At 61.7% G+C, this 23254-nt stretch carries 27 protein-coding genes; 15 read left to right on the top strand and 12 right to left on the bottom strand.

From position 1 onward, the window contains the following. Positions 1–177 (top strand): electron transfer flavoprotein subunit alpha/FixB family protein (locus GGD53_RS29735; protein WP_210303392.1); only part of this gene is annotated, 177 nt, incomplete at its 5' end. Positions 178–326: 149 nt separating this feature from the next. Continuing rightward, entirely contained in the window at positions 327–1208 is an 882-nt protein-coding gene (locus GGD53_RS29730; protein WP_064805274.1) for a 3-hydroxybutyryl-CoA dehydrogenase, read from the top strand. A gap of 174 nt (positions 1209–1382) precedes the next feature. Here GGD53_RS29730 and tlpA read toward each other — a convergent pair whose 3' ends face one another. Then, entirely contained in the window at positions 1383–2045 is a 663-nt protein-coding gene (gene tlpA, locus GGD53_RS29725) for a thiol:disulfide interchange protein TlpA (protein ID WP_184460303.1), read from the bottom strand. 24 nt (positions 2046–2069) lie between these two features. Between tlpA and argH the strand changes: the two genes are divergently transcribed. From argH to GGD53_RS29705, 4 genes are all read left to right on the top strand, one after another. Beyond that, positions 2070–3473: an argininosuccinate lyase gene (gene argH, locus GGD53_RS29720; RefSeq protein ID WP_184460302.1), complete on the top strand. Its 1404-nt coding sequence runs from the start codon at positions 2070–2072 to the stop codon at positions 3471–3473. 153 nt (positions 3474–3626) lie between these two features. Then, the gene (gene lptM / locus GGD53_RS29715) at positions 3627–3821 is read left to right on the top strand and encodes an LPS translocon maturation chaperone LptM (RefSeq protein WP_003582619.1); all 195 of its coding nucleotides are present in this window, start codon (positions 3627–3629) and stop codon (positions 3819–3821) included. A 12-nt stretch (positions 3822–3833) separates the two neighbouring features. After that, complete coding sequence (gene lysA / locus GGD53_RS29710) at positions 3834–5102, top strand: diaminopimelate decarboxylase (protein ID WP_184460301.1); 1269 nt, start codon at positions 3834–3836, stop codon at positions 5100–5102. 268 nt (positions 5103–5370) lie between these two features. Further along, a complete protein-coding gene (locus GGD53_RS29705) occupies positions 5371–8055 on the top strand; it encodes a TIGR02302 family protein (protein ID WP_184460300.1) in 2685 nt (894 codons plus the stop codon). A gap of 33 nt (positions 8056–8088) precedes the next feature. Here the strand turns inward: GGD53_RS29705 and GGD53_RS29700 are convergent, their stop codons facing one another. The 3 genes from GGD53_RS29700 to GGD53_RS29690 all read right to left on the bottom strand — a co-directional run bounded on the left by GGD53_RS29700 (position 8089) and on the right by GGD53_RS29690 (position 9909). Then, positions 8089–8448 (bottom strand): response regulator, encoded by a 360-nt coding sequence (locus GGD53_RS29700; RefSeq protein WP_010028815.1) that lies wholly within the window; start codon positions 8446–8448, stop codon positions 8089–8091. 135 nt (positions 8449–8583) lie between these two features. After that, positions 8584–9126 carry a hypoxanthine phosphoribosyltransferase gene (gene hpt, locus GGD53_RS29695; RefSeq protein ID WP_064805282.1) on the bottom strand — a complete coding sequence of 181 codons (543 nt, stop codon included), beginning with the start codon at positions 9124–9126 and terminating at the stop codon, positions 8584–8586. 129 nt (positions 9127–9255) lie between these two features. Then, positions 9256–9909: a hypothetical protein gene (locus GGD53_RS29690; protein WP_184460299.1), complete on the bottom strand. Its 654-nt coding sequence runs from the start codon at positions 9907–9909 to the stop codon at positions 9256–9258. A 206-nt stretch (positions 9910–10115) separates the two neighbouring features. Between GGD53_RS29690 and ftsE the strand changes: the two genes are divergently transcribed. The 4 genes from ftsE to GGD53_RS29670 all read left to right on the top strand — a co-directional run bounded on the left by ftsE (position 10116) and on the right by GGD53_RS29670 (position 13455). Continuing rightward, a complete protein-coding gene (gene ftsE, locus GGD53_RS29685; protein ID WP_064805284.1) occupies positions 10116–10775 on the top strand; it encodes a cell division ATP-binding protein FtsE in 660 nt (219 codons plus the stop codon). Continuing rightward, positions 10768–11787 (top strand): cell division protein FtsX, encoded by a 1020-nt coding sequence (locus tag GGD53_RS29680; protein ID WP_184460298.1) that lies wholly within the window; start codon positions 10768–10770, stop codon positions 11785–11787. Before ftsE ends, GGD53_RS29680 begins: the two co-directional genes overlap by 8 nt. A 66-nt stretch (positions 11788–11853) precedes the next feature. Next, positions 11854–12570, top strand: coding sequence for a YdcF family protein (locus GGD53_RS29675; protein ID WP_184460297.1), 717 nt, complete (start codon positions 11854–11856; stop codon positions 12568–12570). Positions 12571–12657: 87 nt separating this feature from the next. After that, complete coding sequence (locus GGD53_RS29670) at positions 12658–13455, top strand: lysophospholipid acyltransferase family protein (protein ID WP_184460296.1); 798 nt, start codon at positions 12658–12660, stop codon at positions 13453–13455. Here GGD53_RS29670 and GGD53_RS29665 read toward each other — a convergent pair whose 3' ends face one another. After that, positions 13456–13986 carry a gamma-glutamylcyclotransferase gene (locus GGD53_RS29665; RefSeq protein WP_184460295.1) on the bottom strand — a complete coding sequence of 177 codons (531 nt, stop codon included), beginning with the start codon at positions 13984–13986 and terminating at the stop codon, positions 13456–13458. A 49-nt stretch (positions 13987–14035) separates the two neighbouring features. Between GGD53_RS29665 and GGD53_RS29660 the strand changes: the two genes are divergently transcribed. After that, positions 14036–15052 carry a DUF2125 domain-containing protein gene (locus tag GGD53_RS29660; protein WP_184460294.1) on the top strand — a complete coding sequence of 339 codons (1017 nt, stop codon included), beginning with the start codon at positions 14036–14038 and terminating at the stop codon, positions 15050–15052. Here GGD53_RS29660 and GGD53_RS29655 read toward each other — a convergent pair. From GGD53_RS29655 to GGD53_RS29640, 4 genes are all read right to left on the bottom strand, one after another. Continuing rightward, the gene (locus tag GGD53_RS29655; protein WP_184460293.1) at positions 15049–15468 is read right to left on the bottom strand and encodes a GNAT family N-acetyltransferase; all 420 of its coding nucleotides are present in this window, start codon (positions 15466–15468) and stop codon (positions 15049–15051) included. The genes GGD53_RS29660 and GGD53_RS29655 overlap by 4 nt on opposite strands. Before the next feature lie 9 nt (positions 15469–15477). Continuing rightward, a complete protein-coding gene (locus GGD53_RS29650) occupies positions 15478–16404 on the bottom strand; it encodes a prephenate/arogenate dehydrogenase family protein (protein ID WP_184460292.1) in 927 nt (308 codons plus the stop codon). Next, positions 16401–17498: a histidinol-phosphate transaminase gene (hisC, locus tag GGD53_RS29645; protein WP_184460290.1), complete on the bottom strand. Its 1098-nt coding sequence runs from the start codon at positions 17496–17498 to the stop codon at positions 16401–16403. Before hisC ends, GGD53_RS29650 begins: the two co-directional genes overlap by 4 nt. A 123-nt stretch (positions 17499–17621) precedes the next feature. After that, positions 17622–18398: a class I SAM-dependent methyltransferase gene (locus GGD53_RS29640; RefSeq protein WP_088390792.1), complete on the bottom strand. Its 777-nt coding sequence runs from the start codon at positions 18396–18398 to the stop codon at positions 17622–17624. Between the two features lie 53 nt (positions 18399–18451). Between GGD53_RS29640 and gloB the strand changes: the two genes are divergently transcribed. Next, positions 18452–19222: a hydroxyacylglutathione hydrolase gene (gloB, locus tag GGD53_RS29635; protein WP_184460288.1), complete on the top strand. Its 771-nt coding sequence runs from the start codon at positions 18452–18454 to the stop codon at positions 19220–19222. Then, positions 19222–19644 (top strand): cupin domain-containing protein, encoded by a 423-nt coding sequence (locus tag GGD53_RS29630; RefSeq protein ID WP_184460286.1) that lies wholly within the window; start codon positions 19222–19224, stop codon positions 19642–19644. Before gloB ends, GGD53_RS29630 begins: the two co-directional genes overlap by 1 nt. Positions 19645–19647: 3 nt before the next feature. On the opposite strand, the gene yddG is transcribed toward GGD53_RS29630, so the two are convergent. Both yddG and GGD53_RS29620 read right to left on the bottom strand, forming a co-directional pair. Continuing rightward, positions 19648–20538 carry an aromatic amino acid exporter YddG gene (yddG, locus tag GGD53_RS29625; RefSeq protein ID WP_184460285.1) on the bottom strand — a complete coding sequence of 297 codons (891 nt, stop codon included), beginning with the start codon at positions 20536–20538 and terminating at the stop codon, positions 19648–19650. Positions 20539–20569: 31 nt separating this feature from the next. After that, entirely contained in the window at positions 20570–21349 is a 780-nt protein-coding gene (locus GGD53_RS29620) for a DUF3108 domain-containing protein (RefSeq protein WP_184460283.1), read from the bottom strand. 240 nt (positions 21350–21589) lie between these two features. Here GGD53_RS29620 and rpmB point away from each other — a divergent pair, with 240 nt between their 5' ends. Together rpmB and GGD53_RS29610 are read left to right on the top strand one after the other, a co-directional pair. Beyond that, positions 21590–21886 carry a 50S ribosomal protein L28 gene (gene rpmB, locus GGD53_RS29615; RefSeq protein WP_008527777.1) on the top strand — a complete coding sequence of 99 codons (297 nt, stop codon included), beginning with the start codon at positions 21590–21592 and terminating at the stop codon, positions 21884–21886. 109 nt (positions 21887–21995) lie between these two features. Continuing rightward, a complete protein-coding gene (locus GGD53_RS29610) occupies positions 21996–22631 on the top strand; it encodes a VUT family protein (protein WP_184460281.1) in 636 nt (211 codons plus the stop codon). Between the two features lie 6 nt (positions 22632–22637). On the opposite strand, the gene GGD53_RS29605 is transcribed toward GGD53_RS29610, so the two are convergent. Continuing rightward, on the bottom strand, positions 22638–23204 hold the full coding sequence (locus tag GGD53_RS29605; RefSeq protein WP_184460279.1) for an ATP-binding protein: 567 nt from the start codon (positions 23202–23204) through the stop codon (positions 22638–22640). Between the last annotated feature and the right edge of the window lie 50 nt (positions 23205–23254).

Here is a 23254-nt window from a genome sequence, read left to right as displayed (position 1 = left end):
GATCTCTATATCGCCTGCGGCATCTCCGGCGCCATCCAGCATCTGGCCGGCATGAAGGATAGTAAGGTGATCGTCGCCATCAACAAGGACGAGGAGGCGCCGATCTTCCAGGTCGCCGACTATGGCCTCGTCGCCGATCTCTTCGACGCCCTGCCGGAATTGCAAAAGGCGCTCTGAGCGAGGCAAATGCCTTTCTTTCGCACTTGCGAATGACTGGAAAATTGTCTTTTATCGGTCTACTACTTACTGCCGGGCGATCTTTCGTCCGGCAGTATTGCTAATATAATACGGCAACGCGGGGGCGACTGCCGAGCGGGGGTTTGGAGATGAATGCGGTGTTGAAGAATATTGGTATTATCGGTGCCGGCCAGATGGGCTGCGGCATCGCGCATGTTTCGGCCGCCGCAGGTTACAGGGTTCACATCTATGATCTCTCGCAGGACCGCATCGAATCCGGCCTCGCCACTATCAACGGCAATCTCGCCCGCCTGGTGACGAACGGCAAGATGACCGACGAGGAACGCAAGGCGACCTTGTCGCGCATATCAGGCTCCGCCGATGTCAACGATCTCGCCCCGTCCGATCTCGTCATCGAGGCGGCCACCGAGGACGAAAGCGTCAAGCGCAAGATTTATAGCCAGGTTTGTCCGGTGATGAAGCCGGAAGCGCTGCTGGCCACCAACACCTCTTCCCTTTCCATCACCCGCCTTGCTGCCGCCACCGACCGCGCCGAGCGCTTCATGGGCATACATTTCATGAACCCGGTGCCGGTGATGAAGCTGGTCGAGCTGGTGCGTGGCATTGCGACCGATGAGAAGACCTTCACCGCCGCCAAGGAGTTCGTCGGCTCGCTGGAGAAGACCGTCACCGTCGCCGAGGACTTCCCGGCCTTCATCGTCAACCGCATCCTGTTGCCGATGATCAACGAGGCGATCTATACGCTCTACGAAGGTGTCGGCACCGTCGACGCCATCGACACGGCGATGAAGCTCGGCGCCAACCATCCGATGGGGCCGCTGCAGCTTGCCGATTTCATCGGCCTCGACACCTGCCTGTCGATCATGCAGGTGCTGCATGACGGCCTGGCGGACTCGAAATATCGCCCCTGCCCGCTGCTGGTGAAATATGTCGAAGCCGGCTGGCTCGGACGCAAATCCGGCCGCGGCTTCTACGATTATCGTGGCGAAGTGCCCGTCCCGACGCGGTAAGCAGACATCATCAGAAAGGGCGAATGGACCGCACGCCCGCGAAATGCTTTCCTTGCCGCGAACGGGAGGAATGCCATGTCGACCGAAACACCCATGTTCCTGCTGCAATGTTGCGTCCTGATCGGACTCGCAGGCGTCTTCCTCATAAGAGGCGATGGGGACTGAGCGATATCCTCACGACCCGATTGCGCCCTTGATCAGCGCCTTGGCATCTTCGCTGTCCCAGGCGGCAGGCCCGTTCATGGCGGAAATCAGGCAGCCCTTGTCGTCGAGCAACAGCGTCACCGGCAGGCCGAAAGCGAGACCTTCCTTCTTCAGGCTGTTGAAGACGCCGATCGTATTGTCGCGGTAAAGCTGCAGCGCATCGACGCCGGTCTCGGCAAGGAAAGTCTTCGGCTTTTCATCGTCGCCAGTGTCGATATTGACCGGCACGACCTGGAACTTGTCGCTGCCCATCTCCTTTTCCAGCGCGTTCAGCGCCGGCATCTCCTCGCGGCAGGGGACGCACCATGTCGCCCAAAGATTGAGCAGCACGGTCTTGCCGGCGAAATGATCGAGCGTCAGCGGTTTGCCATCCGGTCCGTTGAAGGAAACCGTGGTCAGTTTGCGCGGCTCGTTGGCGGCAACCATGGCGGCGACCTGCCCCTTCATGAGCGGCGTCAGATTGGCAGCGCGCTCCTTTGCCAGCGGGCATTCGGCCGAAGCGCTGCTGCCGATGCCATTGCCAATGCCCGTCTCCTTCACGTATACCGCTGCCGCACCTGCAACGACACCTGCAACGGCGGCGATTGCGATCAGTTTTCCGGACGGCAGGCCGAAGGGTTTTTTCGTCGTCATTTCATTCTCCAGGACGGGCATCTTATGGCCGAGAACAACACGGACACCAAATCCTCCAACCAGATGTGGGGTGGTCGCTTCGCCTCCGGCCCGGACGCGATCATGGAGGAGATAAATGCCTCGATCGGTTTCGACAAGAAGCTATTCGCCCAGGATATCCGTGGTTCCATCGCCCATGCGACCATGCTCGCCCATCAGGGTATCATTTCATCGGACGATAAGGACAAGATCGTTCACGGGCTAAACACGATCCTGTCAGAAATCGAAAGCGGCACTTTCGAATTCTCCCGTCGGCTCGAAGACATCCACATGAATATCGAAGCACGCCTGACAACGCTGATCGGACCGGCGGCCGGCCGCCTGCACACCGCCCGCTCACGCAACGATCAGGTGGCGCTCGATTTCCGCCTCTGGGTGAAGGAAGAGCTTCAGAAGACCGAACGGATGCTGACCGGTCTGATCGCGGCCTTCCTCGACCGCGCCGAGGAACATGCCGAAAGCGTCATGCCGGGGTTCACCCATCTGCAGACCGCCCAGCCCGTCACCTTCGGCCATCATTGCATGGCCTATGTCGAAATGTTCGGCCGTGACCGCTCGCGTGTACGCCACGCCATCGAACATCTGGACGAAAGCCCGATCGGCGCGGCCGCCCTTGCCGGCACCGGCTATCCGATCGATCGCCATATGACGGCCAAGGCACTGGGTTTCCGCGAGCCGACCCGCAACTCCATTGACACCGTCTCCGACCGCGACTTCGCCATCGAATTCCTGTCGATCGCCGCGATTACAGGCATGCATCTGTCGCGCCTCGCGGAAGAGATCGTCATCTGGTCGACCCCGCAATTCGGCTTCGTGCGCCTGTCCGATGCCTTCTCGACCGGCTCCTCGATCATGCCGCAGAAGAAGAATCCGGATGCGGCCGAACTGGTGCGCGCCAAGACCGGCCGCATCAATGGCTCCCTGATCGCACTGCTGACGATCATGAAGGGCCTTCCGCTCGCCTATTCCAAGGACATGCAGGAGGACAAGGAGCAGGTCTTCGACGCCGCCGAGAGCCTCGAGCTGGCAATCGCCGCCATGACCGGCATGGTGCGTGATATGGCCGTCAACACCGCGCGCATGAAGGCGGCGGCCGGCTCCGGCTTTTCGACGGCGACCGATCTTGCCGACTGGCTGGTGCGCGAAGCGGGCCTGCCCTTCCGGGATGCCCATCACGTCACCGGCCGCGCCGTGGCGCTCGCCGAAAGCAAGGGCTGCGATCTTGCCGAGCTGCCGCTCGCCGATCTGCAGGCAATCCATTCCGCGATCACCGACAAGGTTTACGACGTGTTGACCGTCGAGGCCTCCGTTGCCAGCCGCAAGAGCTTCGGCGGCACCGCACCTTCCGAGGTGCGCAAGCAGATCGCCTTCTGGCGCGCCCGCAATTGAGAGATAGCGGGAGGCTGAAAGCCGCCTCCCCCTTCCTGCAAGCGCGGAAAGGCCGTCCAACAATCAGGGTGCACAAGGCGGATAAACTTCGCTATGAAGATCCCGTCGTTCGATATGAATGATATCAGCCATACGCCGCACAAGAGGATATCCATGCAGAAGAGCTTGCCGCACCTCATCCGCCTGACGGCGGTGCTCGCCGTCATCGGCCTTGCCGTTGCCGGATGCGGACGCAAGGGCGATCTCGATCCGCCGAGTGCTGCGGCGACGAAGGAAGGCGACGTTTCCAAGCCGACGAAACAGCCCGGCACCGTTGACAAGCCCTTTCTTCTTGACCCCCTCCTTTAAGGCGCGCACCCCGTGAACCATTTCGATTACCGCGACGGCATCCTTTACGCCGAGGACGTCCCCGTTCCCGAGATCGCCAAGGCGGTCGGCACGCCGTTCTACGTCTATTCCACGGCAACGCTGGAGCGCCACTATCGCGTCTTCTCGGAAGCCTTCGCCGATGTCGACTCCATGGTCTGCTATGCGATGAAGGCGAACTCGAACCAAGCCGTGCTGAAGACCCTGGGACGCCTGGGCGCCGGCATCGACGTCGTTTCGGAAGGCGAACTGCGCCGTGCACTTGCCGCCGGCATTCCGGCGAGCCGCATCATGTTTTCGGGCGTCGGCAAGACGCCGCAGGAGATGGATTTCGCGCTTGAGGCTGGCATCTACTGCTTCAACGTCGAATCCGAGCCTGAGCTGGAGATTCTTAACCAGCACGCCGTCAACGCCGGCAAGAAGGCGCCGGTCTCCTTCCGCATCAATCCGGATGTCGATGCCAAGACGCATGCGAAGATCTCGACCGGCAAGAAGGAAAACAAGTTCGGCATCTCCTGGGATCGCGCCCGCGCCATCTATGCCCATGCCGCCAAGCTGCCGGGGATCGATGTCACCGGCATCGACATGCATATCGGCAGCCAGATCACCGAGCTGCAGCCCTTTGACGACGCCTTCAAGCTGCTGCGCGATCTCGTCGCGACGTTGCGTGCGGACGGCCACTCCATTCATCACGTCGACATCGGCGGCGGTCTCGGCGTTCCCTATAAGGACGACAACAATCCGCCGCCGCTGCCCGATGCCTATGCAGCGATCGTCAAGAACCAGCTGCGCGGCCTGAACTGCAAGATCGTCACCGAACCCGGTCGTCTCATCGTCGGCAATGCCGGCATCCTCGTGACCGAAGTTCTTTATGTGAAGGACGGCGGCGAGAAGACCTTCGTCATCGTCGACGGTGCGATGAACGACCTCATCCGCCCGACGCTCTACGAGGCTTATCACGAGATTCGTCCGGTGACGATTTCGGCAGCGAACGCCCCGCGCATCCGCGCCGACGTGGTCGGCCCCGTTTGCGAGACCGGCGATTATCTGGCGCTCGACCGCGAAATGGCGATGCCGAAGCCCGGCGACCTGATGGCCGTCAGCACTGCCGGCGCCTATGGCGCCGTCCAGGCCGGCACCTATAACAGCCGTCTGCTGGTGCCCGAGGTTCTGGTCAAGGGCAGCGATTTTCATGTGATTCGCCCGCGCAGGACCTATGCCGAGCTGATCAGCCTCGATTCCGTTCCGGCCTGGCTCGACTAGAACATGTCGCGCAAAAGTGTGAAGCGGTTTTGCGATAACGACATGCGTAAAACAAAGAGCTAAAGCGCAAGAAGCGAATCTGAAAGATCGCGACGTGCTTTAGCAGCAACATCACTTTTGGGCGAATAAACGTGAAAAGGCGGTATTCCTGCCCGTTCGCCCTCGCCTTCGCCACAAAGAGTGTTATCCTTTCGTTCATGAGCGTATTGCCCCGCAATCGCCGGAAGCGCCCTCTGTACCAGAATGCCAGATCGCGGAGACCGGACCGATGACAAGCCCCTTAAGGCAGAGGAAGGGTGCATTCGCGCTCCGTCCCTCGCTTGCCCGGCTGGTAACGACGAAACGCCTGCTGGCGCGCACCGTGCTCTTCTTCGAGCAACTGCTGCCGCTGCTGATGCCGGTCCTCTGCATCGTCGCCATTTACCTCTCAGCCTCGTGGTTCGGCATCTTCCGCAACGTGCCGGACTGGCTGCGCATCCTGCTGCTGATCGCCTTTGCCGCGGCGTTCCTCGTCTCGCTTGTCCCCTTCCGCCTTCTGCGCTGGCCGAAAACCGCTGAAGCCGATCGCATGCTGGAAGAGCGCAACGGCCTGCCGCACCAGCCGGTTGCCGTCCAGGAAGACGAGCCGGCCTACGACACGCCCTTTTCGCGGGCACTTTGGCGTGAGCACCAGGTGCGCATGGCCGAAAAGATCGCAGCACTCGATGCCGGCATGCCGCGGCCTGATATCGCCGCACATGACCGCTTCGCCCTGCGCGCCATCCCTGCTCTGCTGCTCGTCACCGCTTTTGGCTATTCGCTGTCGCTCAACGGCGGCTCGATCAGTGACGCATTGCAGTCAGCGCCCGAGCAGGTGGCGGTCGATCCGGCGGTGCGCATCGACGCCTGGGTGACGCCGCCCTCCTATACCGGTCGCGCGCCGATTTACTTGACCGCCGACGGCAGCGAACAGGCGCCGATCGGCATCCCGCAGTTTTCCGGTCTCACCGTGCGCGTCAGCGGCGGAAAGACGACCGAAAAGGTCGTGTTCCGCAAGGCGAACGGCGAGGCGCGGGATATCGCCCTACAGGCCGACGCAAGGCCACAGCAGGCGCCCGCACCTGCCAACGAGCAGCCGACGACCGGCGGGCCTGCCAACAATGCCCTCATCGCGCAGACGCATGTGATGAAGCTTGAGGAAAACGGCGCGCTCGAGGTCAATGGTCGCCGCTGGAGCTTCGACGTGCTGCCTGACAAGGCGCCTGAAATCGCCTTTGACGGCATGCCGAAGGTAAGCGTCAACGGCGCGCTGGAAATCGGCTTCACCGTCAAGGACGACTATGGCGTCCAGGAGGGCCATGCCGAGATCGTTCCTATGGAAAACGATCCGGCGGCGACGCCGCTCTATCCGCTGCCGGAGTACCGGCTGGATATCCCCCGCCGCAACGCCCGCGACGCCAAGGGCGTGACCAGCCGGAATCTGACCGAACATCCGCTTGCCGGCAAGCCGGTGCGCATTACCCTCGTCGCCAAGGATGCCGCTGGCCAGACCGGCCGCAGCCCACCCTACGAAATGACGCTGCCGTCGCGGCCCTTCAACGAGCCGCTTGCCGCAGCTGTCGCCGAGGAACGGCAGGTTTTCGCACTCGATACCCGTAAGATGCCGCAGGCGATCGCGCTGAACGAGGCGCTGACCATCCGTCCCGAGGAGACCATCCCCAAGCTCACCAACTACCTGCTGCTGGAATCGGCCTTGGCCCGCATGAAGCTGGCAAAGGGCGAGGAGGCGCTGAAGGATACCGCCCAGTATCTCTGGGAGATTGCGCTCGGCATGGAGGACGGCGATCTTTCGCTTGCCGAGCGCAAGCTGCGCGAAGCCCAGCAGAAGCTTGCCGACGCATTGGACCGCAACGCGCCCGACGAAGAGATCAAGAAGCTGATGGATGAGCTGCGCAAGGCGATGCAGGATTACCTGAGCGAGCTTGCCGAACGCATGCAGAACGCCCCGACGATGCAGCCGAACCAGAATGCGCAGAACATCCTGCGCCAGCAGGATCTGGAACGGATGATGGACCAGATCGAGAATCTCGCCCGCTCGGGCAATCGCGACGCGGCACAGCAGATGCTGTCGGAATTGCAGCGCATGATGAACAACCTGCAGGCCGGCCGGCCGCAGCGGGGCCAGCAGGGTCAGGAAAACAGCGAAGCCCGCAAGCAGATCGACAAGCTCGGCGAGATCCTGCGCGATCAGCAGAAGCTGATGGAAGAAACCTTCCGCCTCGATCAGCAGCTCAAGGACCGTATGCAGCGTGGCGAATCCGATATGGGCGAAAACGATCCGCTGCTCGACGAGATGATGCCGGGAGAGAATGGCGAGCCGCAGGATCAGCAGCAAGGGCAGCAAGGCCAGAGCCGGCAAGGTAAGGGCCAGCAAGGTCAGGGCCAGCAACCTTCCGACCAGATGACCGCCGAGCAGCTCAGGGAAGCGCTGAAACAGTTGCGCGCCCAGCAGGATGCGCTCGGCAAGCAGCTCGGCGAATTGCAGAAGAAACTCGGCGAAATGGGCATGAAGCCCGGTCCAGGCTTCGGCCAGGCTCAACGCGAGATGGATGGCGCCGGCCGCGAACTCGGCCAGGGCCGCGGCGACACGGCCGTCGAGAACCAGGGCCGCGCGCTTGAAGCCCTTCGCCAGGGCGCCCGCGACATGATGAACCAGATGATGCAGGCGCAACGGGGCCAGCAGGGACAGGGCCCGAACGGCCAGGTCGGCCAGGGCGATCAGAACGGCCGCGATCCGTTGGGACGGCCACGCATGAGCAACGGCTATATCGACAATGACGGCGTGAAGGTGCCTGACGAAATCGACGTTCAGCGCGCACGCGAAATTCTCGATGCGATTCGCGAGAAGCTCGGCAACAATCCGCCACAGGAAATGGAACGGCGGTATCTCGAACGGCTTCTGGACATCCAGTAAGCCTCATACCGCCGTCAAAGATAGGCGCGCGCTTTAAGCGACAAGCGCCCGGGCGACGGCCTTGCGTATATCGGGAAGCGCAAATGGCTTGGCGACGACGTCGATGATTTTTTCTGCAAGATCGTCGGCGCGCTCGCGCTGCTCGGCATAGCCGGTCATCAGCAAAATCTTCAAAGCGGGGAAGGCGTCCTTCGCCTGATGAGCGAGTTCGATGCCGTCCATCACGGGCATGCGGATGTCCGACAGCAGCAGATCATAGACCCCGTCCTTCAGCTTCTCCAGCCCCTCAGCGCCGTCGGCCGCCTCATCGGTCTCGTGACCGTCGAGCCGCAAGGCCCGGGCTACGAAAGACCGCAGGGAATCCTCGTCTTCCGTAATCAGAATTCTTGCCATATGTGCATTGCTCCGTCTTCAGCCCCGCGACGGAAATCACCAGACTTTCCTTTTCGATCGGTAAAGATGGCGAAGCGATGGACGAGATGGTTAACAACCCGTCTTCACGCGGCAATGACGCGATGCCCGCATTCCTCAGGCGTCGCCGGTCACCACGCCGACGAAGGGCAGTTCGCGAAACGCATAGGCAACGTCCATGCCGTACCCGACGACGAAGTAATCGGGACATTCGAAGCCGACATAGTCGGCCTCCAGCTTTTCCTTGCGCTTGACCCGCTTGTCGAGCAGCACGGCGATCGTCACGTTGCGCGCGCCACGTTCGAAGAGCAGCTCCTTGGCAAACAGCAGCGTCCGGCCGGACTCGAGAATATCGTCGATCAGGAGGACGTCTCGGCCATGTACGTCGCTATCGATATCCTTGACGATGCGCACGCCCTGCGAAACCGTGCCGGTGCCGTAACTCGACAGCGTGATGAACTCGACCTCGGGAGCAAGCCCGGTGTCGTGCAGGGCGCGGATCAGGTCGGCGGCGAAGATGAAGGAGCCCTTGAGCACGGCAATGACGAGCAGGTCCTTGGTCGGGCCGTTGGCGATCTCCCGCGCCATCGCATGATTGCGCTCCGCGATCTGCTCGGCGGTGAAGAGCGGCTCGATATTTTTTCCGCGCACGACAGGCATAAAGGCTTGCTCCATGAAAAGAAGGGTAAGCCGTTAGCACATATGCGCGCCTGAAACAGCCTCGCCGATCATGAAATCAACGGGATTGGCGCATCTTGTGGCGGAAAGCCATTACGAATCCGGTCATTTCTACGGCAGGAAGGAAAGCCGGACCTCCGGCAATTTTCCGCCGGCGTGCTGGACTCGGGCCGAAAAGCCACGGCTTTGGCCGTCGTAGATGACGTCGGCGGGCGGATCAATGACGACGCTTGCCGTCAGCCGTTCGTCGGCCACCAAATCGGCGCGGATCGGATGCACCGTCTGCGTCGTGCCGCTGTCGTTTTCGATGATGCCGTTGACGACGAGCACACGCATGCCGTTCGCATCGCGCGGCGTCACGGTGACATGGGTGAAATGCAGCGGCGCTCCGGAGGAGGCGCCCGCGGCGGAAAGGCCGGAAAAGCCGCCTGCGAGGCCGAAAACGAGCACGGCGAGCGCCAGTACCAGCACCGCGAAGCTGCGCAGCGACGCCCGCTGCAGCCAGGATTCCGCCCTTCGCAGAGCGGAAGCAGCCATCGCCGGCAGGAGCGGCGGCCGTGCGGCGCGCGCAGCCGCCATGCGCCTGCCGTTGTCGTTATGGATCCTGGGGCTGAAGTCCTTCGGCCGGGCTTTGCCGACCGTCACGAATTCGGCGTCGGAAACATCAGCAGGACGTGTTGAACGATACTGGCGGTGTGCGGATTCGGGCGGCAGGAAATCATAGGCCTGGCCCGGTGTCCGGCGGCTGAAGGAGGATGCTTCCACGGTGGCTGCCTCGCAGATGTCCACATGGTTTCGCTGCCGCAAGAAATCTTGGCATTGAAACGAATCCTCCTCAGTCGTAAATTTTAATGGTTAATGCTTCGCAAAGATTGCCATCAAACGGGCGTCTTTCCGGCAAAATTTACCGGCTGTTAACGGTGTTGGTTAACAAGTCGCGCGGTGAAACCAAGAACAGACTGAGCTGCCCGTTGATCCACTTCGAGAATGTCGGTTTGCGCTATGGTATGGGCCCGGAAATCCTCCGGGACCTGACCTTCGACATTCCGAAGAAATCCTTTCAGTTCCTGACGGGCCCATCCGGTGCCGGCAAGACCTCGCTGCTGCGGCTGCTCTTCATGTCGCTGCAGCCGACACGTGGCCTGATCCGCATGTTCGGGCGCGACATTTCCGAAATTCCCCGGCCGGAACTGCCGCTGCTGCGGCGGCGCGTCGGCATCGTCTTCCAGGATTTCCGCCTGCTCGACCATCTCACGACCTATGAAAACGTCGCTTTGCCCTTGCGGGTGCGCGGCAAGGAGGAAAGCTCCTACAAAACCGATGTTCTGGAACTCTTGAAATGGGTCGGGCTCGGCGAACGCATCAACGTGCTGCCGCCGGTCCTCTCCGGCGGGGAGAAGCAGCGCGCCGCTATCGCCCGGGCGCTGATGGACCGGCCGGAGGTCCTGCTGGCCGACGAGCCGACGGGCAATGTCGACCCGCCGATGGCGAGGCGCCTGCTCAATCTTTTCCTCGAACTCAATCGGCTTGGTACGGCTGTCGTCATCGCCACCCATGACCTGACGCTGATGGAACAGGTGGAAGCCCGCCGTATGATCCTCTCGGAGGGGCATCTCGATATCTATGACTGAGCCCCCGTCCAGGAACCGAGAGAAGGCGTCGGCCCAGCCTGCCGCCCAGCAGAAGCGGCCGGAAATGCGCGTGCGCCCGACCGCGCCGATCCTGCCGCCCTCCAACATCCAGGGCAACGCCCTGATGGTGGTCATATCGATCATGGCCTTTCTCGCCTGCCTGACGCTCGGCGGCGTCAGCATGGTGCGTTCGACGGCGGCAAGCTGGGAGAGCCAGATCTCCCGCGAGATCACCATCCAGATCAAGCCGGACGACAATCTCGATATGGAAAAGGCGCTGACGCAGGCACGCGACCTGGCGCTGACCTTCGTCGGCACCAAGAGCGGCCAGATCGTCGACGAAGCGGCCACCGCCCGGTTGCTCGAACCCTGGCTCGGGCCCGGTCTCGATCTCAAGGATCTGCCTGTTCCCCGTCTCGTCGTCATCACCATCGACGAAAACAATCCGCCGGCTTTCGATGCGATGCGAGGGCTCCTCAAGGACAGCATCCCGCAGGCGAGCCTTGACGATCACCGCACCTGGGTCGACCGGCTGGTTTCCATGGCGCACACGACCGTGCTGATCGGCACCGGCATCCTGCTCCTGGTTTTCTCGGCCATGGTGCTGACCGTTGTCTTCGCCACGCGCGGCGCGCTGTCGGGCAACCGCCACATCGTTGAAGTGCTGCATTTCGTCGGTGCCGAGAGCTCCTTCGTCGCCACTGAATTTCAGAAGCATTTTCTGAAGATCAGCCTCAAGGGCTCAGCGATCGGCAGCGCGCTTGCCGCTCTTTTCTTCGCCACCGCCGGTTTCTGGCAGAGCCGCACGCTGGCAACACCGGAAACGGATCAGGCAACGGCGCTGTTCGGCACCTTCTCCGTTGGCGTCCTCGGTTATGCCGGCATCTTCGCGACGATGATCGTCATCGCGCTCTTGACGACCGTCACGGCGCGGCTGACCGTCATGCGGACGATCTATGAAATCGATACATTGCGTTCGGACCCGACGCGCACCGACGGCATCGCAAGTTGATCGTGCCATGCCTTTTTATCGTGAAAGCGTCTGTTCCGCGCCGCAATCAGCGTATAATCACGATTCATGACCATGGGCGATACGACACGCAATCCGATTCGGCAGGACCCGGAGCTTGATCGTCCGGCGGGCCTGCCGCCGCGGCGCGGCCTGATCCGCCGCCTGCTGCGCTGGGGCGGCTTTGGCTGCGTTCTGGCAATCGCCCTGGTGTTCGGCGGCTTCCTGCGGTTTGCCGATTCCGTAACCACGCTCAAGCCCCCGGTCGAGCCTAAGGCGGACGCGATCGTCGTGCTGACCGGCGGCTACCAGCGCATCGACCAGGCCGTGGAATTGCTGCAGAAGGGAGCGGGCAAACGACTGCTGATCTCGGGCGTCCACCCAACGACGACGCCGGCGCAGATTCGCAAGATGACGCAAGGCTCGGCCGATCTTTTCTCCTGCTGCGTCGATATCGGCCATGATGCGATAGACACGATCGGCAACGCCGAGGAAACCTCCAACTGGATCCACGCCAGGGGATACAGAAGCGTTCTCGTCGTCACGAACAATTATCACATGCCGCGCAGCCTCGCAGAACTCTCCTATGTCGATCCGGACATCGAGTTCATCCCCTATCCGGTGGTCAATTCGGATTTGAAGACCCGCAACTGGTTTACCGACCCGAACGCAATGCGGGTCATGCTCGCCGAATATGCAAAGGTGCTGTTGGCAGGCGCCCGCAACATCACCGGCTTCGGCCGTCACACCGGACTGCGCTCGGCAAGCGTATCCGCCACAGACTGAGCATTTACATCGAGGCAGCATCAAACGCTTTTTATGACCGGCAATATCGTGTAGGCCGGTCGCATGAGCCTGCCTCGGGATAATTTCATGATCGCCCTGCGTTCCGTCCTCTTCAACACGATCTTCTACGCCAATCTCATCATCCGGATGATCGTGCTCTCGCCCTATTATTTCGTGGTGCCGCGGCTTAAGGCCTATGCGATCCCAAAGAATTGGGCGCGCTCCAACCATTGGCTGATGCGCATGATCGTCGGCACGACCTTCGAGATCGAGGGGCTGGAGAATCTGCCTGAGGGCAGTTTTATCCTGGCGCCGAAGCACCAATCCTTCTGGGACACCTATGCGCTGCTGCCCAATCTCAAGGACCCGGTCTATATCCTGAAGCGCGAGCTGATGTGGATTCCGCTTTTTGGCTGGTATGCGAAGAAGCAGCGCATGATCCCAGTCGACCGCGGCGCCCGCGGCAAGGTGATGGTGGAAGTGCTGAAACGCACCAAGGAAGAGCTTTCGACCGGCCGCCAGCTGATCATCTATCCTGAGGGTACCCGCCGCCCGCCGGGTGCGGAGCCGGTCTATAAATACGGCATCGCCCGCATGTACCGCGATCTTGGCATTCCCGTCGTACCGGTTGCCATGCATCCCGGCCTCTTCTGGCCGCGGCGGAGCGTCCGCCGTTATCCCGGCCATTTCAAGGTCAGGATCCTGCCGCCGATCATGCCGGGAATGGATCCGGATGCCTTCTTCGCTCAGCTGATCGAGGTCACGGAGCGGGCGAGCGACGAGCTGCTCATCGATACCGTCGACCGCAATCCGCATCTGCCGTTGCCGCCAACAGCGGTCGCTCGGCTGACCGAGCTGCGCAAAGTGAAGGCGGCGACGGCATGATCAGCCGGCCCGCAGCCGCTCCACCTCGTTGCCGACCTGCTCCAGCCATGGGTCGCGAATGCCCATCTGTTTCAGGTGCGCAAGCGTGTTGAAGACATAGGCATCGTTCGGGCCCGACTGCCCCCTGGCCTCGTTCACCACCCGCGCGGCCGCAAGCGCATCGAGCGTACCGGCATATTGCTCGTGGTCGCGATCAGCGATGTAGGTAACCGCTTCCGTTCGGCGACCGCCGGCAAACTGCAGCCGAACCCGGCGCTCCAGATAGACATTGGTGACGAGTTCGCGGGCGCGGAGATAGTCAATCACTTCGTCCCATTTGTCGGGCGAAATGCGGAAGGCCATGCCGCGGCAAGCTCCACCCCTGTCGAGGCCGAGAACCAGGCCGGGATTGTCCCGCGTGCCGCGATGGACGAAGGATCGGACGCACAGAGAACGCCGGTAACCATGCACCAGAGCTTCTGCCCGCTCCAGGAACTCGAAGCCCGGATTCCACATCAGCGAGCCGTAGCCAAACACCCAAAATTCGTCCATATCGCACGCCAGACCGGAATCACATTGCGATTCACCATTGGAGAACATCATGGCAGCGTCAAGCCGATCCGGCAGCAGCCAAACCGGCAACAGCAAGAAATTCTGGTTGCTGGGCGGAGGCATCCTCCTGGTGATCGCGCTTTATACCGGTGGCTGGTTCTATGCCGCTTCGGCTTTGAAAACGACGGTGCTGAAAGCAATCGCGCCGCGCGATCAGGCAGGCGTCACCGGCGAATGCTCCGATATCGAATTCCGCGGCTATCCCTTCCGCATCGGTCTGTTCTGCTCCAAGGTCGATGTCGACGACAATGTCAACGGCGTCTCCGCCACCTTCGGCGCATTGCGCTCCGCCGCACAGGTCTATGCGCCGAGCCATATCGTCTGGGAGCTCGATTCACCGGCCGAAATCCGCACCACAAACGGCCTTTCGGTCTCTGCCCAATGGGCGAATCTGCAGGCGAGCCTGACGACCAAGCTACAGGGCGTTGATCACAGCTCCACCGTCATCGAGGGTCTTAAGGCGACGGCGGTCTCCTCCTATACCGGTCAGACCATCAGCTTCGATGCGGCTCGCACCGAAATTCACCTGCGCCAGAACGGTGCCGATCTCGACGGCGCAATCTCGGTGCAGGATGCGAACACCGCGATCAAGGACTGGCCGCAGCTCTTCCCGAAACTCTCCGCCAGTATCGATCTCACGATCGCCGGCAAGGCCGGCCTGATCGACGGCAGCGACCCGAACGGCCTCAATGGTTCTGCCGGCGAACTGCGTCGCATCGTTGCCGACATCGGCGACGGCAAGGTGATGACGCTCACCGGCCCCTTTTCCTTCGACGAGCAAGGCTTTCTCTCCGGGAAGTTCAAGCTGGAAATTGAACGGCTCGGCCCCTGGGGCGACAGCCTCAAACAGGCTTTCCCGGATCTTGCCCCGACCGTCAGCACGGCGACGAAGATGCTGAAGGCGCTGGCCGGCGGTAGAGACAAGGTCTCAGTCGATCTCGTCGTCGATCGCGGCAATGCCACCGTCAGCGGCTTCATTCCACTCGGTCAGATCCCGCCGATCTAATCAATCCGTTTGGTGAAGAACACCTCAGGCACCGATTGCAGGCCCGGCAGCTCGATCGCGCCGGTTTCGGTAAATCCGTTGCGGCGATGCCAGTCCTGCGGCCGGCTCTCATCGCATTCGCTCGACGTCATCAGCAGCCGGGCGCCCTCGCCGCGCATCGCCTCTTCCCAGGCAAGAAACAGCGCGGTGCCGACGCCGGACCGGCGGTGGCCGGGCAGAACACGGATCATTTCCATATAGGGAACCCTGCCCCAAAAGCGGGAGAAACGCAGGAATCCGACGATCTCGCCGGCCTCCTTAGCAACGAGATATTCGCCGAGCGCGACGCATCGCGATACCCATGCCTTGCCTGCACCGGCATCCTCGCGAGCCAGCCAGTCGATATCCGCCTGACTTGCGCTCGCCACCTCCACCATCGCGAGAGTCTACTTCTTATCCAGCGCGTGGGGGCGGCCGAAATCGGGGGCGTCGACATCCTGGCCGGCCTGGACGATCGAGCGGCGGATGGCGCGCGTGCGGGTGAAGAGTTCAAAAATCTTGTCGCCTTCACCCCAGCGAATCGCGCGCTGCAGATAGGCGAGATCTTCCGAAAAGCGCGCCAGCATTTCGAGGATCGCATCGCGATTGTGCAGGCAGACGTCGCGCCACATCGTCGGGTCGGAAGCGGCAAGACGGGTGAAATCGCGAAAGCCGGAGGCCGAATATTTGATGACCTCGGACTCCGTCACCGTCTCCAGATCGTCGGCGGTGCCGACGATGTTGTAGGCGATGATATGCGGCAGGTGCGAGACGATCGCGAGCACCTTGTCGTGATGCTCCGCATCCATCTCGTCGACCTTGGATCCGAGCGCTTCCCAGAAGCCGCGCAGCCGCTTCAGCGCCGTCTCGGCGGTGCCGGCAACCGGCGTGAAGATGCACCAGCGGCCTTCGAAGAGGCCGGGGAAACCGGCATCCGGGCCGGATTTTTCCGTGCCGGCCAGCGGATGGCCGGGAATGAAATGCACAGTGTCAGGCATATGCGGCTGCATCTGCGCGATGACGGACGCTTTGGTGGAGCCGACATCGGTAACGATAGCGCCCGGCTTCAGGCTGCCGGCGATTTCCTTCGCCACGCTTTCCGAAGCGCCGACCGGCACCGAGACGATGATGAGGTCGGCATCTCGAACAGCATCGGCCGAAGAGGTCGTATAACGGTCGCCGAGGCCGAGCTCTTCGGCGCGCTTCAGCGTATCGGCGCTGCGTGTCGCCACGACGATCTCTTTGGTCAGCCCGAGCCGCCTGATGTCGTGGGCAAGCGAAGAGCCGATCAGGCCGATGCCGATCAGCGCGATGCGATCGAACAGCACGCTCATGCCTGCCGTCCCATGAATTCACGCAGCGTGGCGATGACGCCGCGATTGGCCTCTTCCGGACCGATGCTCATCCGCAGTGCATTGGAAAAGCCGTAGCTGCGCACCGCGCGAAGAATGTAACCGCGGCTTGTCAGAAGCTCGTCGGCATCGGCCGCGCGCTTGCCGTCGATGTCGGGGAAGTGGATAAGGACGAAATTGGCGACGGACGGCGTCACTTTCAGCCCGATCGCTTCGAGAGCCTCCGTGAGCGTCTCCACCCACATCTGGTTGAAAGAGACGGCCTGCTGGACGAAGGCCTGGTCGCGGATGGCCGCGGCACCGGCGGCGATCGCGGCCGCATTCAGGTTGAACGGAGCGCGTACACGGTTCACGGCGTCGACGATCTCCACTGGCGCATACATCCAGCCCACGCGCAGAGCCGCAAGACCGTAGGCTTTCGAAAAGGTGCGGGTCATCACTACGTTGGAACTGGACGATACGACCTCGATGCCGGCTTCATAATCGTTGCGGCGTACATATTCGGCATAGGCCGCATCGAGCACGAGGACGACATGCTTAGGCAGGCCGGCCTGCAGGCGGCGAATCTCGCTGACGGGAACGTATGTACCGGTGGGATTGCCGGGATTGGCGATGAAGACGATCTTCGTCCTTTCCGTCACCGCCGCCAGGATCGCGTCGACGTCGACGGTATAGTCCTTCTCCTTGACGATGACGGGCACAGCGCCCGTGCCCATGATCTGGATCTTGTAGACAAGGAAGCCGTGCTCGGTGATGATGCCTTCGTCACCGGCGCCCAGATAGACATGGCACAACAGGCCGAGCAGCTCGTCGGAACCATTGCCGCAGAGGATGTTTGCCGGATTGAGGCCATGTACAGCGGCGATCGCCTCGCGCAGTTCGACCGCCTGCCCGTCGGGATAACGTCCCAGATTGTCGGCAGCTGCCTTGACGGCCTCTATCGCCTTCGGGCTGGCGCCGAGCGGCGTCTCGTTGGAGGAGAGCTTGTAGACGCGGGCGACACCCGGCGCATGTTCCTTGCCCGGCACATAGGATGCGATATCGAGAATACCGGGACGCGGAACGGGCTTGCTCATCTCAACGCTCATGGGTCGACCTTGGATTTTCCGGAAAATGACCAAGTGGCATTAAAGCGGAATGTGATTGTTGTCGAGAGGTATGGACGTGACACAATCTTAAGACGAACGACAGACAGCTCTTCAGCTATTACGTGTTGTCGGTACGCCGTGCGGCGCGAGAACGGGCACGAAGACGCGACGGGAGGCACGGGCGGCGACCGGCAACCCCTGATAGAGCCGCTTCTGCGCCTCGACGATGATGACACCCGAAAAAGCCGGCCATAAAGTGCGGCCGATCCGCTCGAAAGCGCGGCGAAGGCGCAGGATGGTCCTGAGTTTCGAGGGCGGAAAGAACAACGCTTCGGCGGTCGCACCCGGCGTGAAATTCGTCTCGCGCAGCAGATGCGTCAGCTGACCGCGGGAATAGGGCCGGCCCGAGCCGAAGGGTGTGTGTTCCATGCGGGCCCAGACTCCGCGCCGGTTCGGCACCACGATAACAAGCCGCCCGCCCGGCGCCAGCACCCGCCAGAGCTCCTTCAGCGTCTCGCGCGGGCTTTCCGCGAACTCGAGCGAATGCACCATCAGCACCCGGTCGATCGAGGAATCCGGAAGCGGCAGTTCCTCATCGAAAATCAGCGTCGTCGATGACAGCGAGCCCATCGGCCAGTTCACTGCGCCCTGTCCGGCCGGCATGAAGGCGAAGGTGCGTTCGGTATCGGCCTGGAAGCGATCGAGAAAAGGCACGGCATAACCGAGCCCGACGAGACGCTCCTGCGGCAGGCGCACCCAGAGCGACGAGAGCGCCATGGCGATCGACTGCTCGGCAAGACGCCCGAGGTCGGAATGATAGAACTGACGTAGGTCGACGATATCGGCGTGCATTGCGATAAATGTTATCAGCGGGCGGTTGGACTTCAAGGCCGGACTCTCTACATTCCCGCGAGAGTCGTGGGACAAGGGATTGTTTGAAGATGAAACCTTTGGAATTAGACGTTTTTCTCTGCCGCACCGACAATTTCGGCGTGCTCGTGCACGATCCGGAGACGGGATTTACCGCGGCGATCGATGCGCCGGAGGAGGCGCCGATCCTGGAAGCGGCGACGCGGCGCGGCTGGAAGATCACCCACATCTTCACCACGCATCACCACACCGATCACGTCGCCGCAAACCTGGCGCTGAAGGAGCAGTTCGGCTGCGAGATCATCGGCCCGATCAACGAGGCCATCGCCATTCCCGGTCTCGACCGGACGATGGCCGATGGCGACAGCTTCCTTTTCGGCGATCACACGGTCAAGATCATCGAGACCCCCGGTCACACCGCCGGTCACATCTGCTATCACTTCGTCGACGATAAGCTGCTCTTTGCCGCCGATACGCTATTTGCGCTCGGTTGCGGCCGCCTTTTCGAACGTCCCGCCGCCGACATGTGGCATTCCCTGCAGAAGCTCGCCGTGCTGCCGGACGAGACCGCCGTCTATTTCGGCCACGAATATACATTGTCCAACGCCCGCTTCGCACTGACTGTCGACCCCGACAATGAGCGCCTGAAAAGCCGCGCCGCCGAGATCGAAGCCCTGCGCGCCGAAGGCAAATTCACCGTCCCGACGACGCTCGGGCTGGAAAAGGAAACGAACCCGTTTCTGCGCGCCGCCGATCCCGCGATCCGCCGCAATCTGATCATGGAAGGCAAGACGAATGAGGAGGTCTTTGCCGAGATCCGCAAGCGCAAGGACAATTTTTAATGTCGCCTGAGGAGATCATTCGCGAGCTCGGCATGCAGCCGCATCCCGAAGGCGGCTGGTACGTTGAGACATTCCGCGACACGGCGGGTGGAGAGCGCGGCCATTCGACGGCGATCTATTATCTGCTGACAAAGGGACAGCGTTCGCACTGGCATCGCGTCCATGACGCGGTCGAGGTCTGGCATTATTATGCCGGTGCGCCGCTGGCGCTGCACCGCTCGCAGGACGGGATGGCAAGCGAGACGCTGACGCTCGGAACAAACTTTGCCGCCGGCGAGCGGCCGCAGGCGATCATTCCCGCCAATTGGTGGCAATCCGCCGAACCACTCGGCGATTTCACCCTGGTCGGCTGCACTGTCTCGCCCGGCTTTGAATTTTCGAGCTTCGAGATGGCGCCGGCGGATTGGAGACCCGGAGGCTGAGACTTACTCCGCTGCCGCAGACTGCGCCGGAATTTTGCGGCGGAACATTTCCTGGGCGGCGAGCACCGCTCCACCGGTGACGAGCAGACAGGCGAGAGCAATGCGCCAGCTCGGCTCCGCAAATCCGAACAGCGTCAGGATGAGCGTCGAAAGCAGCGGCGCGGCATAACTTGCCGCGCCGAGAATCTGGATATCGCCATTCTTGACGCCGTAATCCCAGGCATAGAAGGCCGCCCCGACCGGGAAGAGGCCGAGCCCGACGACGGCAACCCATTCGACGCTGGTTTCCGGCCAGACAGTCGCCTCCAGGCCGAGATGACTGAAGAAGGACAGGATGGAGGTCGCAAGGCAGAAGCCGGTGACGACATCTGTGGAGACAGCCTCGAAACGCCGTGTCAGCAGAGAATAGCCCGACCATGTGAAGGCGCAGAGGAAGGCCGCGCCATAACCGACCGCGTAGGCGCCGTCGAAATCGATGCCGTTGCGGCCGACGATCAGGAAGGTGCCGCAAAGCCCCGCAAGCGCGCCCGCCACGTGATACCAGCGCAACCGTTCGCCCGGCAGCAGCGCCGAGCCGACCACGATCAACAGCGGCCAGAGATAGGCGATCAGTCCCGCCTCCACCGCCGGCGCATTCCTGAGGGCCGTGAAATAGAGGAAATGATAGCCGAACAAGCCTGCAATACCTGTTATCCAAACCTTTGGCGGCTGATTCAGCAACGCCAGCCGCGCCGGATTGAGGACAAGCATGACGAAGCCGGGAACGCTGCCGATCGCAAAGCAGACGGCTGAAAGCTGGAAGGGCGGCATCTTGCCGGAGCCGGCCGTCAACAGCGCCAGGAACGACCACATCAGAATGGCCGTAAAACCAATGGCCGTCGCGCGAAACTTCACCTGTCCCCCCTTTACGGAGGCGAAAGCTCCGTCAACTGACGCTGCCATATTTGATGGCAGTGATCGTCACCATTCCATATTCTGTGGGAATGCGCACATAGACCGGAGCGTATACATTGGCCGCCTCCGACTTGGCAAACCAGATTTCCATGCGGTCGCTCTTGCTGAGATAGTCGATGTCCTTGCGACCTTTCTTGTAGCCTGAGCGCGGCACGAAGCGCACGCCGCAGACGACCGCCTTGCCCTTGAAGCCGTCGGTCTTGAAATCCTCGTCACCTTTCGGCGAGAGCACCAGATCCATGCGCGTCTCGCCGTCGAAGATCGGCAGCGTCTGCGCGCAGACCTTGGTATCCCCGGTGAAAACAAGGCCGGAGATCGGATCGAGCACCGAACGCATGTCGCCCGGCGTGACGTCGATCCAGTTCTTCGGCCGTTTCGGCGGCGGCGTCGTTGTCGCCGAGATGATGTTTCCGTTGCGGTAACTGACCTCGTAGACGCGGGCCTTCTTGCCGCTCTTGTAATAGAGCGAATATTTCAGCGCCTGCAGCCGATCATTACGGACGACGCCGGTGACGCTTGTCTTTGCCGAGATCGTCTTGACGAGATCGGCAAGGCCGGCGGATTTGATATCGCCGGCGATCTTGTAAGAGTGATCATCCTCGATCTGCGTCAGAAACGCGGCGCGCGCGATCGGCAGGCCGGCAAGCGTCACCCGATAGACCGTCTGATGCTGGATTTCGGCCGCCGATGCCGGTATGGCAAGGAGTGCGGCGATAGCCGAAATGAAAATGCGTCTGCCCGAGTGAGCCATGAGTGAAGCCTTGTTTTGCCGCGCGCCGGCAGCCCTGCCGAGCGCTCTATACTCCTGCCGCAAAGGGAAGAAAACAGCAGCTTTTTGACAGAATTGCGGGAAAGGCCAAGGTTTGGCTTGACGCGCGCAGCCTCTCTGACTATAGAACCGCAACTTTCCAATCATGCCTGTTGGATTGCGAGCCCGGTTTTGCCGGGGATGGCAATTCGATGGCCCGAGAAAAACAAGAATAGGTGTTCCATGTCCCGCGTGTGCGAATTGACCGGCAAGGCCGTCCTGACTGGTAACAATGTCAGCCATGCCAACAACAAGACCAAGCGCCGGTTCCTGCCGAACCTGTGCCAGGTAACGCTGATCTCCGACGCTCTCAACCAGCGTTATCGTCTTCGCGTTTCGGCTGCGGCTCTTCGCTCCGTCGAACATCGTGGCGGTCTGGACGCCTTCCTGATCAAGGCCAGCGAAAACGAACTGTCGATGCGCGCGCGCCTGCTGCGCCGTCAGATCGTCAAGAAGACTGCCGAAGCCGCTGCTGCGTAAGCTTCTGCCCTTCTTTCATACGGCTTCGAAAGGCTTGAACGGATAACACCGGACAAGCCTTTTGCTTTGCCTGAGCACTCCAACTGGTGGCATCACCCAGGATAAAAAAATGCTGAAGACGCGCTACACCATTGCCTATGTCGCACTGATGACGCTTGTCGTCGTCGCATCCAACTTCCTCGTCCAGTTTCCGCTGAACGTTGAAGTCTCGGGCGTCAATCTGGCCGACATCCTGACCTGGGGGGCCTTCTCCTATCCGGTCGCCTTCCTGATCACCGACCTGACCAACCGCCAGTTCGGCCCGCAGGCAGCCCGCAAGGTCGTTTTTGCCGGCTTCGTCGTCGGCGTGACGCTGTCCTTCTTCACCTCGGCGCCCCGCATCGCCATCGCCTCCGGCTCGGCCTATCTCGCCGGCCAGCTGCTCGATATCGCCGTCTTCAACCGGCTTCGCCGCCAGGCCTGGTGGCGCGCGCCGCTTATCGGCTCGCTGATCGGTTCGGCGCTCGACACGGTGATGTTCTTCTCGCTGTCCTTTGCTGCCTTTTTCGTCTTCCTCGGCCCGAACGAGCCCTTTGCGCTCGAAGCAGCGCCTGTCCTCGGCATCTTCGCCGCCGAGGCCCCGCGCTGGATTTCCTGGGCGATCGGCGATTTCGCCGTCAAGATGATCGTCGGCCTCATCATGCTGCTGCCCTATGGCGCGCTCATGAACGTGCTGCGGCCGATGCAGCCCGCACGCGTCAGCTAAAGCCTTTCAACGGCGCTGCCGGACGGCGCCGGCGGCGATTGCGGGATGCAGCAGAACCTCTGCAACCAGATCATCGATCTCTCGTGACGAATCGAGCCGCAACACCGGGGCCGTCTGCGTCTCCAACCATTGCTCATGCGCCGCAAGACTGCGGCGTTCCGGACCGGCCGTGTCGTAACTTGCCGCCCATTCCATGAATTCCCCGCTTTTGATTTCCATATCGCCACCAGGCCCGATCCTGTCTCCATAGCGGGCAATCTCCCGCGCGCGGATCCGCGCCATCCGCAGCTCCGGCTCTATCCTCAAGAACACGACCAGATCATAGAACGGCTCGATCTGCCTCGCCCATTTCAGCGCCGATCCGGAGAGGACCCAGCCGTCGTGCCGTGCCGCTTCCTGAAGCAACAGCTGTATGCGTTCGTCGGCGTCCCGCGGGGTCGTGAATGGCGGGTCGGTCGGCAGCCAAAAGAAATCGTCGGTATCGAGATGGGCGATATCAAGCCGTTCGGCAAGCGTATGGCCGAGCGATGTCGTACCGGAACCGGAGGCACCCATGATATGAATGTGCACCATGACTGTCCCTCCGAAAGCTGCTCTCGATGCGACAATGGGATACCCGAGGC

This window comes from Rhizobium aethiopicum (assembly GCF_014197535.1).
In the GTDB taxonomy this organism is placed as follows: Bacteria; Pseudomonadota; Alphaproteobacteria; order Rhizobiales; family Rhizobiaceae; genus Rhizobium; species Rhizobium aethiopicum_A.
Note: the sequence above shows the minus strand (reverse complement) of the source record. Positions and strands in the feature narration are given on the sequence as shown.

Bases quoted from the DNA above. Each gene is read 5' to 3' on its own strand.
- GGD53_RS29655 (WP_184460293.1), bottom strand. From the start codon at position 15,468: ATGGTGGAGGTGGCGAGCGCAAGTCAGGCGGATATCGACTGGCTGGCT.
- GGD53_RS29670 (WP_184460296.1), top strand. From the start codon at position 12,658: ATGATCGCCCTGCGTTCCGTCCTCTTCAACACGATCTTCTACGCCAAT.
- gloB (WP_184460288.1), top strand. From the start codon at position 18,452: ATGAAACCTTTGGAATTAGACGTTTTTCTCTGCCGCACCGACAATTTC.
- GGD53_RS29680 (WP_184460298.1), top strand. From the start codon at position 10,768: ATGACTGAGCCCCCGTCCAGGAACCGAGAGAAGGCGTCGGCCCAGCCT.
- tlpA (WP_184460303.1), bottom strand. From the start codon at position 2,045: ATGACGACGAAAAAACCCTTCGGCCTGCCGTCCGGAAAACTGATCGCA.
- lptM (WP_003582619.1), top strand. From the start codon at position 3,627: ATGCAGAAGAGCTTGCCGCACCTCATCCGCCTGACGGCGGTGCTCGCC.
- hpt (WP_064805282.1), bottom strand. From the start codon at position 9,126: ATGCCTGTCGTGCGCGGAAAAAATATCGAGCCGCTCTTCACCGCCGAG.
- GGD53_RS29660 (WP_184460294.1), top strand. From the start codon at position 14,036: ATGGCAGCGTCAAGCCGATCCGGCAGCAGCCAAACCGGCAACAGCAAG.
- GGD53_RS29705 (WP_184460300.1), top strand. From the start codon at position 5,371: ATGACAAGCCCCTTAAGGCAGAGGAAGGGTGCATTCGCGCTCCGTCCC.
- GGD53_RS29675 (WP_184460297.1), top strand. From the start codon at position 11,854: ATGACCATGGGCGATACGACACGCAATCCGATTCGGCAGGACCCGGAG.
- GGD53_RS29630 (WP_184460286.1), top strand. From the start codon at position 19,222: ATGTCGCCTGAGGAGATCATTCGCGAGCTCGGCATGCAGCCGCATCCC.
- GGD53_RS29605 (WP_184460279.1), bottom strand. From the start codon at position 23,204: ATGGTGCACATTCATATCATGGGTGCCTCCGGTTCCGGTACGACATCG.
- GGD53_RS29620 (WP_184460283.1), bottom strand. From the start codon at position 21,349: ATGGCTCACTCGGGCAGACGCATTTTCATTTCGGCTATCGCCGCACTC.
- GGD53_RS29665 (WP_184460295.1), bottom strand. From the start codon at position 13,986: ATGGACGAATTTTGGGTGTTTGGCTACGGCTCGCTGATGTGGAATCCG.
- hisC (WP_184460290.1), bottom strand. From the start codon at position 17,498: ATGAGCAAGCCCGTTCCGCGTCCCGGTATTCTCGATATCGCATCCTAT.
- GGD53_RS29610 (WP_184460281.1), top strand. From the start codon at position 21,996: ATGCTGAAGACGCGCTACACCATTGCCTATGTCGCACTGATGACGCTT.
- GGD53_RS29730 (WP_064805274.1), top strand. From the start codon at position 327: ATGAATGCGGTGTTGAAGAATATTGGTATTATCGGTGCCGGCCAGATG.
- GGD53_RS29650 (WP_184460292.1), bottom strand. From the start codon at position 16,404: ATGAGCGTGCTGTTCGATCGCATCGCGCTGATCGGCATCGGCCTGATC.
- argH (WP_184460302.1), top strand. From the start codon at position 2,070: ATGGCCGAGAACAACACGGACACCAAATCCTCCAACCAGATGTGGGGT.
- GGD53_RS29700 (WP_010028815.1), bottom strand. From the start codon at position 8,448: ATGGCAAGAATTCTGATTACGGAAGACGAGGATTCCCTGCGGTCTTTC.
- rpmB (WP_008527777.1), top strand. From the start codon at position 21,590: ATGTCCCGCGTGTGCGAATTGACCGGCAAGGCCGTCCTGACTGGTAAC.